13 protein-coding genes are annotated in these 14,688 nt (G+C 58.1%); 11 read left to right on the top strand and 2 right to left on the bottom strand.

Annotation, left to right across the window (positions count from 1 at the left end):
• The first annotated feature begins 386 nt into the window (after positions 1 to 386).
• Together VGI36_22090 and VGI36_22085 are read left to right on the top strand one after the other, a co-directional pair.
• Positions 387 to 1,106 carry a TIGR03118 family protein gene (locus VGI36_22090; protein HEY2487838.1) on the top strand — a complete coding sequence of 240 codons (720 nt, stop codon included), beginning with the start codon at positions 387 to 389 and terminating at the stop codon, positions 1,104 to 1,106.
• A 139-nt stretch (positions 1,107 to 1,245) separates the two neighbouring features.
• The gene (locus VGI36_22085) at positions 1,246 to 1,446 is read left to right on the top strand and encodes a hypothetical protein (GenBank protein ID HEY2487837.1); all 201 of its coding nucleotides are present in this window, start codon (positions 1,246 to 1,248) and stop codon (positions 1,444 to 1,446) included.
• A gap of 452 nt (positions 1,447 to 1,898) precedes the next feature.
• Here VGI36_22085 and VGI36_22080 read toward each other — a convergent pair whose 3' ends face one another.
• A complete protein-coding gene (locus VGI36_22080; GenBank protein HEY2487836.1) occupies positions 1,899 to 2,468 on the bottom strand; it encodes a TMEM175 family protein in 570 nt (189 codons plus the stop codon).
• Between the two features lie 883 nt (positions 2,469 to 3,351).
• Here VGI36_22080 and VGI36_22075 point away from each other — a divergent pair.
• The 8 genes from VGI36_22075 (at position 3,352) to VGI36_22040 (ending at position 12,396) form a co-directional block, all read left to right on the top strand.
• Positions 3,352 to 4,458 carry an LLM class flavin-dependent oxidoreductase gene (locus tag VGI36_22075; GenBank protein ID HEY2487835.1) on the top strand — a complete coding sequence of 369 codons (1,107 nt, stop codon included), beginning with the start codon at positions 3,352 to 3,354 and terminating at the stop codon, positions 4,456 to 4,458.
• Positions 4,459 to 4,493: 35 nt separating this feature from the next.
• Entirely contained in the window at positions 4,494 to 5,240 is a 747-nt protein-coding gene (locus VGI36_22070; GenBank protein ID HEY2487834.1) for an SDR family oxidoreductase, read from the top strand.
• A 27-nt stretch (positions 5,241 to 5,267) separates the two neighbouring features.
• On the top strand, positions 5,268 to 6,251 hold the full coding sequence (locus VGI36_22065) for a cyclase family protein (GenBank protein ID HEY2487833.1): 984 nt from the start codon (positions 5,268 to 5,270) through the stop codon (positions 6,249 to 6,251).
• Between the two features lie 28 nt (positions 6,252 to 6,279).
• Positions 6,280 to 7,392: an LLM class flavin-dependent oxidoreductase gene (locus tag VGI36_22060; protein ID HEY2487832.1), complete on the top strand. Its 1,113-nt coding sequence runs from the start codon at positions 6,280 to 6,282 to the stop codon at positions 7,390 to 7,392.
• A gap of 388 nt (positions 7,393 to 7,780) precedes the next feature.
• Positions 7,781 to 8,812 (top strand): ABC transporter ATP-binding protein, encoded by a 1,032-nt coding sequence (locus VGI36_22055; protein HEY2487831.1) that lies wholly within the window; start codon positions 7,781 to 7,783, stop codon positions 8,810 to 8,812.
• Positions 8,809 to 9,525, top strand: coding sequence for an ABC transporter permease subunit (locus VGI36_22050; GenBank protein ID HEY2487830.1), 717 nt, complete (start codon positions 8,809 to 8,811; stop codon positions 9,523 to 9,525). The genes VGI36_22055 and VGI36_22050 overlap by 4 nt, the downstream gene beginning before the upstream one ends.
• 344 nt (positions 9,526 to 9,869) lie before the next feature.
• Positions 9,870 to 10,544: an isoprenylcysteine carboxylmethyltransferase family protein gene (locus VGI36_22045; GenBank protein HEY2487829.1), complete on the top strand. Its 675-nt coding sequence runs from the start codon at positions 9,870 to 9,872 to the stop codon at positions 10,542 to 10,544.
• A gap of 475 nt (positions 10,545 to 11,019) precedes the next feature.
• Entirely contained in the window at positions 11,020 to 12,396 is a 1,377-nt protein-coding gene (locus VGI36_22040; protein ID HEY2487828.1) for an alginate export family protein, read from the top strand.
• A 114-nt stretch (positions 12,397 to 12,510) separates the two neighbouring features.
• Here the strand turns inward: VGI36_22040 and VGI36_22035 are convergent, their stop codons facing one another.
• Entirely contained in the window at positions 12,511 to 13,002 is a 492-nt protein-coding gene (locus tag VGI36_22035) for a nuclear transport factor 2 family protein (protein ID HEY2487827.1), read from the bottom strand.
• Between the two features lie 415 nt (positions 13,003 to 13,417).
• Between VGI36_22035 and VGI36_22030 the strand changes: the two genes are divergently transcribed.
• The gene (locus tag VGI36_22030) at positions 13,418 to 14,563 is read left to right on the top strand and encodes a CmcJ/NvfI family oxidoreductase (protein ID HEY2487826.1); all 1,146 of its coding nucleotides are present in this window, start codon (positions 13,418 to 13,420) and stop codon (positions 14,561 to 14,563) included.
• Positions 14,564 to 14,688 lie beyond the last annotated feature (125 nt).

The following is a 14,688-nucleotide window of genomic DNA, read 5'->3' as shown; positions in this document are numbered from 1 at the left end:
ACCGCCTCTCAGATGGCTGCTCGGGCTGACTTTCATATTCGACGTGCCCTGCCCAATCACTCCTTCATCTCATCCAGGACTCTCCTATGCTGTCGCTGCCGTAACGCACCATTATGTATTTCGTTTTTCTGACGAATGCTGTAGCCGCCTATCTGATACCTCTCGAGTTGGTAAAGGACGAGAGTCATGTTCTTGTCCGAAATGGCGAGAAGATAGCATTGTCGGCCGCGCCTGAGTTTCTGCAGTAGTTTCGATCCAAAATACTCTCTAGCGGGAACCTCTCTCCACACTCGACGATTTGAACGGGAGTCAGTCAGTTGATGGTCCATTGCTAGCGTGGGCGCTCGACTGATCGTCGACAATAGTAATGGAGGAACTGGTTCGAAGTGTATTCCACACGACTGTATAAGTTCGTCTTCACGTCGATCGCGCTCGCATTGATGATGTTGTCAATCGAAGGCGGAGCGGCGATCGCGGCGCCGGCAATTTTCTACAAGCAAACCAACCTAATCTCGGATGAGGCGGGCAAGGCCGCGCTGCCCGATGACAATCTCCTCAATGCGTGGGGCATGGCCTTTCAGCCCAATGGCGCTATCTGGGTCAATGACAACCACTCGGGTGTCGCAACTTTGTACGACGGGCTGGGGGCGATTCAAACGCTGGTCGTTACAGTGCCGCCGCCGATCGGAAATGACGCTCAGGCGACTCCGACCGGTATGGTTGCCAACGCGTTCAAATCGAATACACCAGGCAACAATTTCGACGGCGACATCTTCATCTTCGCTACCGAAGATGGAACGATCTCCGGATGGCAGGGGTCGTTGGGCAAGGAGGCGGCGATCCGTAGAGACAACTCCGAGGACGGTTTGATCTACAAGGGCCTCGCCCAAGGGGTTACCCGCGATGGCCGGCCGCACATCTACGCGACCGACTTCCACGACGGCGCAATCGATGTGTTTGACTGGTCCTACATGCCGGTGAGGCGTAATGGGAAGTTCGAAGATCCGTTTCTTCCGAAGCGCCACGCGCCGTTCGGGATCGCTAACCTCAACGGCCAACTTTATGTTTCCTATGCCCAGAAGACGATGACGCGGAGGATGACGTGAAGGGAGCTGGGCACGGTTTCATCGATATTTTCACGACCGATGGATTCTTCGTGCGGCGGTTTGCATCCAGAGGCTTCCTCAATTCACCGTGGGGGCTTGCGATCGCGCCCGCCGACTTCGGCATCCCGAGCGGCAAGCTGTGCTGGTTGGAAACCAGGGCAACGGCCACATTCCGGTGTTCGATCCGGCAACCGGGCTGCCCCTTGGTGAGCTTCTAACCCGGAACGGCCTGCAGATCTCGCCCCTGGTGATCGACGGTCTCTGGAAAATCATGGATGGCGACGGCGCTCTAAATGCTCCTGCCAACACGATGTATTTCAGCGCAGGTCCGAACGCATAGGCGGACGGCCTGTTCGGCACGATCACTCCTGAGCAGTAGTAGAGCGACCGAAGCAACTAGATAACGAAGCGGGAAGGACCATTCGACCCTTCCCGCTTCGACTAACCAAATGCACACTCGACGAGAGAGCTTTTCAATCAAGGCCAACGGAGACTGGCAATGAGTCGTCTGAGTCTTTTCGGACGCGACATGGACGGGAATGAGCCGAAATTCCTCGGCTGGGCAGAGTACTCTTCCGCATCTACCGTGCCGAAAGCGAGCGGTCGATGGAAAATGGATCTTTAAACGACATCCAACGAGTCGAGTAGTTGTCGACGCTTGGCCAATAGCGAATCACAGTTGGTCTGCGTGATGCGAGCAGATCTGCTAAACGTCCGGCGAGCAGGCCCGCAGCGGTCGGTCATGATCGCTGAAGACGTAACGATCTCACTTTGCAGCATCCGTCGAAGAAACTAAGCATCGCTCTGCGACAGGATGTTCTTGATACGTCGGTCCGGAATCAGCCAGAAAAGCGCCACGGCAACGAAGATTGTTTGGGAGATCGAAGGTGAACAAAGGGCGGCAACGATCGATAGAAAATAAAGTATCGGCGACAGTTTGCCTTTCCAGTCGCGCCCAATCGCGTTTTTCAGGACCGAGTTTGGCCCCTGCGCGCGGATGATTACTTCCTGGAGCACGCTGTACGCAATAGCGGCCATCAGCAGGACCACGCCGTAGAGCGCGGTGGGTATCGGGGTGAAGTGATTCTCACCCATCCAGCCGGTGGTAAACGGAAACAACGACAGCCAGAACAATAGGTGGAGGTTCGCCCAGAGCATTCCACCCGTGACCGCGGTAACCGTATGCAACATGTGATGGTGGTTGTTCCAGTAGATGCCGACATAGGTGAAGCTCAATATGTAACTCAGGAACACCGGCAGCACGGGTGATAGCGCTTCCAGGTTTTCTCCGTGCGGTACCTTCATCTCCAGCACCATGATCGTGATGATGATAGCGATCACGCCGTCGCTGAAAGCTTCCAACCTTCCTCTGTTCATTTCCACTCTGAGTTTGTGAATTTGGCGCCGCCGGGCAGCGCGAGGAAAACAAGCGACCTAGCGGCGAACCCTTCCTGGACCTGGAGGAGGACCAGAGAAAAATCTTTGCAAATTTCTGCGGAATTTGGATCATTCCTCTCCGGTTCCCCTGCCCTCGAAGGGGTTGGATTGGTCGGTATCAAAGCTACAGGCTCTCTGTGCGGCTCATGCGCGGCGAGCCGATTGTATACTAAGCACTCTTGCTCGAGCGCAGGCCATATCGTGCATCGTTCACGAGAAGAAAGTCGCCTGCTCTCGCAAATGATTATCGCAGCTCAGAGGTGACCGGAGTGTGCCATGGAGAAGCTCTTTTAAAGGTATCGACCAAAATGCCTGAAAAGCCATGCTGGGAAGCTGGTCGCCACGACACTGAGCCGTCAATCGCGTACTATAGCTTAACGGTATGACCAGAACTGCTGCCAAAACTAACTGCCCCCGGCTCATACTCGAGATAACTTCTGCCCAGAGGCGGCGGATCAAGGTTGCCGCGGCTGCCCCGGACTACTCGGTCTCCTCTAACCTCTCACGAGTGCTGATCGTGCCGTGCCCGTCAGGTCCCGGAGCGATGGAACCATTACGGCCGGTGCCGTACATCGCTTCGCTCCTTTCCGGGCCGCGCAAGGAGCGCCTCTTCCCGAGGGCTCTGCCGATTTGATAAGCAGCGCTTCGTGGTCGAGGAGTCGATACCGGCGTCGCAGGGTAGGCCGGTCCGAGAGTATATTCGTCGGCAAGCCCCTCGGTGCAGGTACTTTTCGCGTTGCTCACTGAACTCCGGATGACACCAGGCGGCATTCTCAGCCGGACCCGCGATAGGCCAGGGGAGAGCGGCATGGACTTCGGGATCTTTTACGAGATTCAGGTTAACAGCCCACTGAAGCATCGGGAGCGCGAGGCGCAAGTCTTTCACCAGGTGCTGGAACAGGTAGCTCTGGCGGAGGAGGTTGGCTTCAGCAACTTCTGGAGTGTCGAGCACCATTTTCAGCCCGGATTCTCGCACTGTTCTGCGCCAGAGGTGTTGTATGGCGCGCTTAGCCAGCGGACATCGAAGATCCGTATCGGACATGCGGTCGTGCTGCTACCGTTCCCCTACAATCATCCGGTGCGCGTTGCGGAGCGAATCGCTACGCTCGACATACTGAGCAAAGGCCGTGTCGAGGTTGGCACCGGCCGCTCGGCCACCATCCAGGAATTGGGCGGATTCGGCATCCCACCAGACGAAACGCGCGCCCGATGGGAAGAGGGACTGCGAATCCTGCTCAATATCTGGAATAGCCAGGACGGAACGTTTTCCTGGAAGGGGCGCTACTTCGACATACCCGAGCGGACGGTAGTGCCGATGCCGATACAAAGGCCGCACCCACCGCTGTGGCTTGCTTGCAGCAACGAAGAGACCCACACCCTATGCGGAAAGATGGGTCTCGGATTGCTGACCCTGGTGGTGATGCTCGATCCCGACGAGGTCGCGCGCCGCATTCAGCTCTATCGCGATGCGCTTAAGGAAGCGCAGCCGGTGGGGTCAGAAGTCAATAATCGGGCTGCCGTCTTCTATATGGTGCACTGTGCTGAGACCGATAAGCAGGCGCGAGAGAACGCTGAGCGCGCGTTCATGTCTTACGTCAACACGATATTCACTGTGGGTGGGCAGCTCCAGGCCGCTGTCAAGGAGGGTACTCGCGACGTGCCGCAGCGTGCCGGCGTCAACCTGCCCAAGGGCGTTACGCGGGATCAGGTCAACATGGACTACCTGCTCAGGAACCGGACCGTTATCTGCGGCAGTCCCGACACTTGTATCAAGCAACTCGAGCACATCCAGAAAGTTACCGGGCTGGACCATCTCATGGGGATGCAACAGTTCTGGTCGATACCCCACGAGAAGGTGATGAGATCGATCGAGCTGTTTGGCAGGCACGTTATCCCGCGCTTCGCGCGGAACTAACCAGTCGTCAACCCCAACGCCGGAGGCCGAAGAGGGTGAGACTCAAAGATAAGGTTGCGATTGTCACCGGTGCCGCATCCGGCATAGGCAGGAGCGCTGCGCAGGTATTTGCACGGGAAGGATGCAAAGTCGCATTGCTGGATATTAACGAAACGGGTCTCAAAGAGACCTTGAAGAGCATCGGCGAGGAGCAGGCCCTAGTCGCCCCGGCTGACGTCTCACGCACCGAAGATGTCAAGCGCGCAATTGACGTGGCCGTATCGCGGTTTGGCAAGCTCACCACGATGGCGAATTGTCACGGAATCTCGCTGATGGAGGACACCAAGATAGTCGATGTGTCGGAGGAGGTGTTCGACCGGACCATCGCGGTCAACCTGCGCGGTATCTTCCTGCTCTGCAAGTACGGTGTTCCTCATCTCAAGCGCGCCGGCGGCGGAGCGATTGTCAATTTGGCTTCCACCGCCGCGCTACGCGGCGGTGGCGGAACCTCGTACACGGCCAGCAAGGGGGGAGTGGCAGCCATCACCCGAGCGGTCGCTTTCCAGAACGCGGCCGAAAACATCCGCTGCAATGCGATCTACCCGGGTCCGGTGGACACGCCAATGCTGCAGATTTCTATGAAGAAGTTGGGCCTTAAGACGATGACTTCGGGGCCGGGCATCGTTCCGCGCATCGCGCGTCCCGAGGAAGTCGCCGGCCTGATCTCGTTCCTGGTTTCAGACGAAGCCACTTACATCACAGGGGCAGCCTATACGATCGATGGCGGTGCTACACAGCATTGAGGGTTGCCATCGCTAGAGGAATCTCAGATGCCTGAGAACTGGCGTGAAGTCGCGAAGCGCGTGCGCAACTGGGGCAAATGGGGCGATACCGACCAGATCGGAACGCTCAACTACATCACGCCCGAGAAGATCGTCGCAGCCACCCGCCTGGTCAAGCGGGGACGGAGTTTCCCGCTCTGCGCACCCTTCGAAGCTGACGGACCCTGGAGCAGTTCCTTTTTTCGCCGTAATCCGATCCGCCTGATGGTCGTGCATGGCGGCGACGAGCAGATTGCAGATCATCTGGAAGGATTCGGGGGCAGCGTAGGCGCGGCGTTCAAAACGCTGTACCAGGGACCGATGCGGTTTGCCGACGACGTAATCGTGATGAATCTACAGTCCGGCACACAGTGGGACGCACTGTCTCACGTCTGGTACGACCACCAGCTCTACAATGGCTATCCGGCTTCGGCAGTCACCGGCTTGGGCACCGCCAAAAATGGAATCGAGAAGGTGGCTGAACGCGGCCAGATAGTTACTCGGGGCGTTTTGCTCGATGTGGCGCGCAATAACGGGCTCAAGCATCTGGCGCCCAACACCATCGTTACGCCCGAGGAACTCGATGCGACCTCCAGGGCGCAGAACATTACGGTGGAGCAAGGCGACGTGGTGCTGGTGCGCACCGGATGGTGGGGACGCTTCGTCGAGACCCGGGATGGCGGTGCATTCCTGACGGGATCGCCCGGTCTGAGTTGGCGCTGCGCCGAATGGCTGCATGACAAGAAGGCGGCGGCGGTGGCGGTCGATAACGTCGCGGTCGAGGTCAGCCCCGCGGAGATCGAAGACACCCCGCTGTTGCTGCACATGCTGACGTTGCGGGAGATGGGATTGATGCTGGGCGAGATCTGGGCGCTGGATGAGCTGGCCGCCGACTGCGCAAAGGACAAAATCTACGAATTCATGTTGGTCGCGCAGCCGCTGTTGATTCCGGGTGCTGTCGGCTCACCGGTCGCGCCGCTGGCGATCAAATGAGAGCGACATTCGAAACGAAAATACCCTGATGGGAGGGCTGCCCGTGGACGTGAGTCTGTTTTTCGAGCTCGAAACCTCGGACCTATCCGAGGCCAGTGTGAGGCGCACATTCGATCAGTGCATCGAGCAGACGATGCTCGCCGACCAACTCGGCTACCGTTGTGTATGGTTTACCGAGCATCACTTTCTGCCCGGATTCTCCTACAGTTCCTCGCCGGAGCTCGTCCTGGCGCATCTGGCCGCCAAGACTAAAAACATCCGCCTGGGACACGGGATCGTGCTGCTGCCTTTCCGCATCAACCATCCCCTGAGGGTGGCTGAACGCATCGCCACCCTGGATCTGCTGTCAAACGGGCGGGTCGAGTTCGGCGGGGGGCGTGCAATCTCGGAATCGGAACTTTCCGCTTTTGAAGTCGATCCTGACGATACTCGTCCCCAGTGGGAGGAAGCGCTGAGCATCCTTCCGAAGATGTGGACGCAAGAAAATTTCCACTATGAAAGCCGGACTCTGCGAATGCCCGAGCGCCAGGTCGTGCCGAAGCCGGTCCAAAAGCCGCATCCGCCCATGTGGGTGGCATGCACTCAGCCGGCCACGCTGGAATTCGCGGCCGATCATGGCCTGGGCGCGCTGGGTTTTGGAATTGGGCAGGGCCAGTCGAACGACTTCGTTCGCCTCTACCGTGAACGAATCAAGAACTGCAAACCGATTGGTGCGACGGTCAACAACAAATTTGCTTTGTTGACCTTCACACTTTGCTGCGACACCGACGAGGAAGCCCTGGCGATTCAGGGGCCGAACTTCAGAATGTACGGCGACGCGGTGCGCAATCTGTTCGCCCCCTGGATCGACGGTAAGCCTCCGCGCTCCTACGAATGGTTCATGAAGTATTGGAAGGAAACCGCGTATGATGCGGCGCGTTCGGTACCGATGTCGGAGATCGTCAAGGCCGGCGGCGCCTGTATCGGCAGTCCCGAAACCTGCCTCAAAGTCCTGCAATATCTCTCGGATGCGGGGGTGGACGAAGCCTTGCTCTTCATGCAGATGTACACCACACCGCACGACAAGATCATGCGATCGATCGAGTTGATAGCCAGTAAAGTGATGCCGAGGCTTAAGCGCTCGCCCGAGCCCACCCGCTGAAATCATAAGCCGCCTATGGCCAGTGTAGTCGTCGAAACCAGCGTACCCATTCCTATGCGCGATGGCGTGCGTCTATTCTCGGACATCTATCGACCCTCACCTTCGGGGCAATACCCAGTACTCCTCCAGGGTAGTCCGTACGATAAGAGTGCCGGACGTGCGCAGTTCCTATCTGTGCGGCCGAACAGGGTTGTGCAATGGTCATCCACGACACTCGCCGGCGCTACAGCTTGGAGGTGAATCTGCACCCTTCGTGAACGATTCTAGGACGGCTACGGCACCGTGCGCCCGTCTATCGGCGAGAGAAAATTAACTAAGTTGTTCAACGCGATCAGGGTCGAAGTTGTTCATTGGAACCCGTCGATATTTTCGCGAAAAGCGGGTGTGAATGAGCAAAAGATCCAATTCTTGGTCACACACGCTTCGCCCAGCACATGCGGACGCGCAAGAGGCAATTTTTCATCAGTCGGTTACGGGTCCAGCATTGTCGGTCCGACATCTGTCGAAGCGATTCGGTGACCGCGTCGCGTTCAAGGACGTCTCCTTCGAGATCGGCTACGGCGAGGTGTTTGGCTTCCTCGGCCCCAACGGCGCCGGTAAGACCACGACCGTGCGGACGCTCGGTACTCTCATTGCCCCGACCTCAGGCTTCGCGGCGGTTGCCGGCCTTCCGCTCACGCCCGAAAACGGCGTTGAGATCCGCAGACGAATCGCGATCATGCCTGAGTCACCGGGACTCTTCTTGCGCTTGAGCGTCGTCGAGAACCTCACATGCTTCGCCGACTTGTACGAGGTGGCCGACCCGAAGGCTCGCATCGCGAGTTCGCTGGAAGCGGTCAACTTGGCCGACCGTGCTCAGGATATCTGCGGCGCCCTGTCCAAGGGCTTACGCCAACGGGTCGCCCTGGCCAGGGCGCTGCTCAGCGACCCTGAGGTGCTGTTTCTCGACGAGCCTACCTCCGGCCTCGACCCGGTCGCCGCTCGAGAGGTCCACGAACTGATCATCGGGCTCCGCAAGCGGGGCGTCACGATCTTCCTGACGACCCATCGGCTAGAGGAAGCAGAACGTCTCTGCGACCGGGTCGCGATCCTGAACACGACCCTGCGTACGATCGGCCGCCCCGACGAGCTCCGGGACCAACTGTTCGCCAGAACTCTCACGATCCGGACCAGCGCTCCGCTTCCGGATCCCGACCGGGTGTTCCGCGGCCTTTCGGGGGTCAACGGCTGGAGCTTGAAGGGCCAGTCCGGATACGTTCTCACGGTCTCCGACCCTGCGCTCGCCGCGCCAGGTGTAACTCGAGCGCTGGTGGCAGCCGGAGCCGACGTGCTGGCGATCAGCGAGTCGTATCACTCACTCGAAGACGTGTACCTGGAGCTAGTCAACGAAGATGTGGACGCAGATCCGAGGTCAGCGTGAGCAAGAGGCGAATCGGGGCCATCTTCCGCAAAGAGCTGCGCGAGTACCGCCGCAACCGCTCCGTGCTCGTTGCGTTGGCGATCTTCCCGCTCATCTTCCTCATTCAACCGATCGTTGTCGTGTACATCGTGCCCGCGTCGAAAGCAGCCCAACTCAGCCACGGGCATGTCTTGCTCTACATGCTCGCCCTCCCGGTACTCACGCCTGCCATGCTCGCCGCCTACGCGGTCGCCGGCGAACGCGAGCAGGGAACCCTTGAGCCGGTTCTGACGACACCAATTCGTCGCGAAGAATTCCTGCTCGGAAAGGCGCTGGCCGTACTCGCTCCGTCGACCGGAATCGCCTATGCAGTGTTCGCATTCTTCCTTGCCTTCGTTGCGTGCTTCGCGCATCCCGCCGTCGCGTCGGCGATCCTCCACGGTCCGGACATCCTCGCCCAGGTGTTCTTCACGCCGCTCCTCGCCGCCTTTTCGGTTTGGGTCGGCATAGCTGTCTCCACCCGCTCGAGCGACGTTCGAGTCGCCCAGCAGCTCAGCCTCCTCGGGAGTCTCCCGGTGGGCGTGGCGACATCGCTCATCGCATTCGACGTGATTCACGCGACGTTCGGCCTCGCGATCGTCCTCGCGGTGCTGCTGCTGCTCGCCAACGCGTTGAGTTGGAGGATCGTGACGCCGATGTTCGACCGCGAAAGGCTTTTAACCGGCACTAGTTGATGAGGTCGGGGCGGTGAGGCGCTTGGAGTCGCATCGGCCTTCGGACTGATGAAGACCTTCGGCCTAGGCCGGCCATTCGGTGGGCAAACTTGGGCTCGTGATTCACCGCACCGGGCGAATGGCGTCGTCTGAAAAAAGCCCTAGACATCTCTCGGGTGCGGCGGAAATGAAACGGGCGACCCCTTACTCCATGCTCTAGCATTTGTTTCGCTGGACTCTGGGTTGGTCGAGCTATACGTCGGGCATTCAGATCCCGCGGCAGAAGTCGAATCCAACCGATCGGTCGAAGTGGTGGTCGTAACCAGAAGGCTGGTGCTCGCGATAAGATCGTCATTGATCTGATCATGAAAAATCCTAGGGCAAAAATGTGGCTCGACGGTGTCGCGATCTCTGTCCTTATCGCGCTTGCGCTGTTCTTTTCGGCGGGAACAATCGATTACTGGCAGGCTTGGTCCTATCTTGGAGTGAGCGCCGTGCCGAGCGTTCTTCTCATACTCTTCATGTCAAAAGACCCTATATTGGTGGAGAACCGGACGAAGGCCGGCCCGACGGCCGAGAAGCGAACCATCCAAAAGATCATCGTGCTATGCACGGGACTCGCGGCCATCGCAGCGTTCGTGGTCCCCGGCCTTGACCGCCGTTTCGGCTGGTCCAATGTTCCATCGTGGCTTTCGATAATGGGCGACATCATCATAATAGTTGCACTGTGGATGGTGTTCCGGGTTTTCAAGGAAAACTCTTTTGGCTCCGCTACCGTCGAAGTCGCCAAAGGTCAAAGAGTGATCTCCACCGGCCCCTATGCGATTGTGCGCAACCCGATGTACGCGAGCGCGGCAGTATATTTCATTGGAATGTCGTTGGCGCTCGGCTCCTACTGGGGGCTCATCGCCTCCGTCCTCACGATCCTCGGCCTCGTGTGGCGGTTGTTCGACGAAGAAAAATTCCTCGCCAAAAACCTGCCCGGTTATGAGGAATACTGCGCCAAGGTGCCTTGGCATCTGATACCGGGAATCTTTTAATGCTTGGATTAATTTTTAAACCTTTGCCACGAACGCTCACGTCCTGGAAATCGCTTTGTTTGAATTTCATCAGCGCATTCCTGATCACATGAAGCTACTCATTTTGCTTGAGACTCCAGAACGTCAGCCGTAATGTTCAGAATCCAGTGAGCCGTTCGATAACAACCGTGCCCGCGACGCAGTTGCCTCTGGAGAGCTGGTTGCAGCTGTGCGACCGTTTTTCGAGCAGACCAGGTTCCAGCCGCCGCCAATCGATCTGGTGATCGCTCTCGCCGACGGACGCGCGGCCTATCGAGAGGTTGGATGGCGGGCAACTTCGCGGGCGCCTTATATTGGTCCTTTGAAAGCCGAAGTCAGTACGCCCACTTGCGGCAGTCGAGGTGCGCACTTTGGGAGATTAATTCCGCCTGTCGCTTTCGTGATCCTGCTGATTTTCGGGTTCTCCACCTGCGCCTGGGCTCAGACGCCTCAGCCAATGCCCCCCGGACCACCGCCCAATCCCGTCCGACCCGTGCTGACGCCCGTTAATCAGGCTGACGAAGACTTTTCCTTTCTCGCTAATCCTGCATACCGCACGGATCCGTGGGATCCACTAAAGTACCAGCCGCTAAATCAAAACGGGGATTACTATCTAACTTACTGGTTGGAAAACCGTTCCGAATATGAATGGTTCCAGAATGAAATATGGGGTAAAGGCCCTCAAACCATCAGTGGTTATTGGCTTCAACGTGTCATTCCTGCGGTGGGCGTAACTCTCGGGTCTCATTTCCGTATATATAGTGCTTTTCAATACGCGAAAGAGATGGGCAACAATGCGGGCCCCCGTCCCCATATCGACGAGGACCAAGGCGACTTCCATGAGGCATTCGTTGACGTCAGCACTGGACTCGACGACGTGCGATCAATCACCGTGCGGCTCGGCCAACAAGAATTGGTATATGGCACTGGTAGACTCGTGGACAACAACGAGGGCGTTAACGTGAAGTCCAGCTTCTACGGCGCCCGGCTCATCGCGAAAACGGAGACACTTCGGTTGGAGGTGTTCGGCGTCAAACCAACTAACGAGAACACCGGAACTTTCGACGATGGTCCGAGTCTCCAGCAGACATTCTGGGGCGCATACGGGACCGTCCCGCTACCTCTGGTCGATCGGACTGGAGAAGCCGATCTCTACTATCTCGGAATTGATACAACGCGCGCCTACTATGAGTCGGGCAGTGGCCGTGAAATTCGCAATAGCTTGGGAACTCGATTGTTCAATCACCAACCTGGCGCGCCCTTTAGTCCTGGCTTGGACTACAACTGGGAGCTTGTATACCAAGTGGGATCGTTCGGGAGTAACGCTATCAGCGCATGGACCGTGGCCAGCGAAACGGGCTTCACCTTTCCGGCGCACTTTCTGCCCAGGCTTGCCCTGCGTGCTGATGTTGCCAGTGGGGCACAAAATTCCAAGGGCGGGACCCTCAACACCTTCAATCCTCTATTCCCCCGGGGCGCCTACTTTGGACCGAAGCTGACTATGTTCGGGCCTTACAACCTCTTCGATGTGCATCCAGTCCTCATGCTGACTCTCCTTCAGAACTTAACTTGCGACTTCGACTGGGGATGGTTTTGGCGAGAGAGTCTCAATGACGGTGTCTACGCTATCGGGGGCGCTCTCCTGCGGCCCAGCGGCGGCAGTAGGGCAAGGTACATCGGCAATCAAGCAAATTTTGAACTGGACTGGGCGCTCGATGCGCATACGACTATCGCTCTCAACCTGGCAGGCTTTATCACTGGAGGCTTTCTCGAGGACACAGGTCCAGCGGGCAACGTGGCATTTTCCAACGTCGGCATCACTTACATGTTCTGATCAGACGTAGGTTTCCTAAAAGTCAGAGCAAGAATGGCAAGACCGAGCAGATGTGGAACACTTGTAGCCCAAGCGATCCTCGCTCGATTTCGGTGCGGCACACTGCACGGCGTTTTACTTCAATGGCGGCAGCACGATCGGGTCCGGTGCCTGGGATGGGGGCCAGGATCTGTTGTGTTTGGCCGCGATCTCAGCGATTACCCGCTCCCACCGTTCTTTCCCGAAGCTTTTGTAGGTCTGGAAGGGGTTGACGTATTCGCGCATTCGGAAAGCCTGACCATTTCTGGTGGTGACCATCGTGAAATAGCGCTGTGAATAGCGGCCTCCGTCAACGGTCTCGCCGCCGCCCGACGCCTCCAGAATGATCGTATCCGGATCGGCGGTGGGATAAACCGCTACCGGTTTCGTGCTGAAGCGCGGGACCACGCTCAACAGGAATTCCATAAACCGGCTCACCGCTTCCCGCCCGATCATCGTCACCGGGATCTCAAACGTCGGGCCCTCCCAGATGGCGTCTTCGTGCAGGGCATCGAGCCAAATCGCGCGCTGTTCTTCCAGGGTGGTGATCTTGCCGCCGAAGGCATCTGTGAGCGTCTTCTTGGCCATTGTTGGTCTCCCTCCCCGTTCCCTACGCTTGTTGGTGTCGAAATTCCATTGCGATTGCGGCCATGGAAGGAAGCCAAGCACGCGCATTCCTTAGCGAATACCGTCATTGCAGCGAATCTTTCGTTGGTAATCCATCACACCTCATCGCTCGCTAAGAACGTTAGCCCACTTCTTCGAATTGGGCCGCTTTTCCTTCTATGCCCAGTTCGCCTGGAGCTGGTAGACTCACTCCCGCATTTACAGCTACAAAACCTGTGTGCCACGATTTAATATTCTAACTGAGGGGCATACTATGGACAGGTTTAAGGCCATGGAGAACCACCTTGCAGGGGCTGACGCGTCGGCCTATGTGCCTCCTTTTCAACTCACACAAGGACAGCCACCCCCCTTCGCTGCGAACGGCGGGTTATCCTACATGTCGCTCGATCGAGACGGAGATGCGGGGACGACTGCGGCGACGAAGGATGCGCTCGAGCTGATTGCCGCGGGGGAAGGGCAGGCGGTCATCGATATGATCGACAAAGCTCCCCCCGGTCCGATCGAGACCAAGTGGGGTGTCGGGTTTCGTAGCTCGTCAGAGTGTCTGGAATATATTCGAGCGAACAACATCAAAGCTCCAGAGGGGGGCGTGGCGCTGCCGCTGCGCTATACCGTCTACGAGCGGCCGTCCTACTCCATCGTCTCGTCCAACGCGCTGTGGCGAGATCCGGCGCGCGAGGCCGAGGCGAAAGCGTTGCGCAAGGAAGAGCAGCAGATCGGGCGGCGGAGCCTCTATTTTCCTCAGGTTTTGCGCGACGCGCGACGAATAGAAGAGTACTACCCGGGTCTCTCGCCCACGAGCCCCGCGTGCATGGACAAGCTTGGCGTTGCGCTGGGGTATTGCGAGTCCAAGTGCAAGAACTTTTATGACGCGGCCGAGGTGGAGCGCGTGTTTTATCCGGAGGTGGAGAAGCTCCTCCTGGAGTTTTTCCCGGGTGCGACCGATGCGCTGGTGTACAACCACGACGTGTTTGACAAGGACTACCAGGGCGACCGCCGAGAGGACCAGGACAAAAAGAACCCGGGTGTCAACGCCAACTACGCGTACCTCGTGCACAACGACCTGAACGACAATAGCGGCCGCGTGCGCTGCCGCGAGCTGCTCACCAAGAACCTCCGGAACTTCGGGCGCGAGCAGCACTACACTGAGGAGCAGGCCGACGCGAAGATGTCGCGGCGGTTCACGTCGATAAACCTCGCCAAGCCGATGGAAACCGTGCGCCAGAACCCCTTCGTGCTCTGTGCGTGGCCCTCTTTTGCCGATCAGCCCTACATCACCAATTATCGCATCTACGACGACCGCGTCGGCGAGACCACCCGCTTCACCTACCGCGCCAACCACGAGTGGTACTGGTTTCCCCAGCAGAAACCCACCGAGGTCTCGATGCTCAAGTGCTATGACTCAGTCACTGACGGTTCGGTCTCACGGTGGTCGTTCCACAGTGCCTGCATCGACCCCACTGCGCCCGAGGACGCTCCCTGTCGCAAGAACGTCGTGGTCCGATCCTTTGTCTTCTTCTAGGTAGAAGGCGCAGTAGGAGAGGGAGAAGGCTGCGTGTGGTCCTTCTCCCTCCCGAAAACCTCATACACGGTAACGCCGGGACATTTCGTTGTCGGGATGTCCCGCTAGGTGATCCTCCGCAGCTT

This window comes from Candidatus Binataceae bacterium (assembly GCA_036495685.1).
Classification (GTDB): domain Bacteria; phylum Desulfobacterota; class Binatia; order Binatales; family Binataceae; genus JAFAHS01.
Note: the sequence above shows the minus strand (reverse complement) of the source record. Positions and strands in the feature narration are given on the sequence as shown.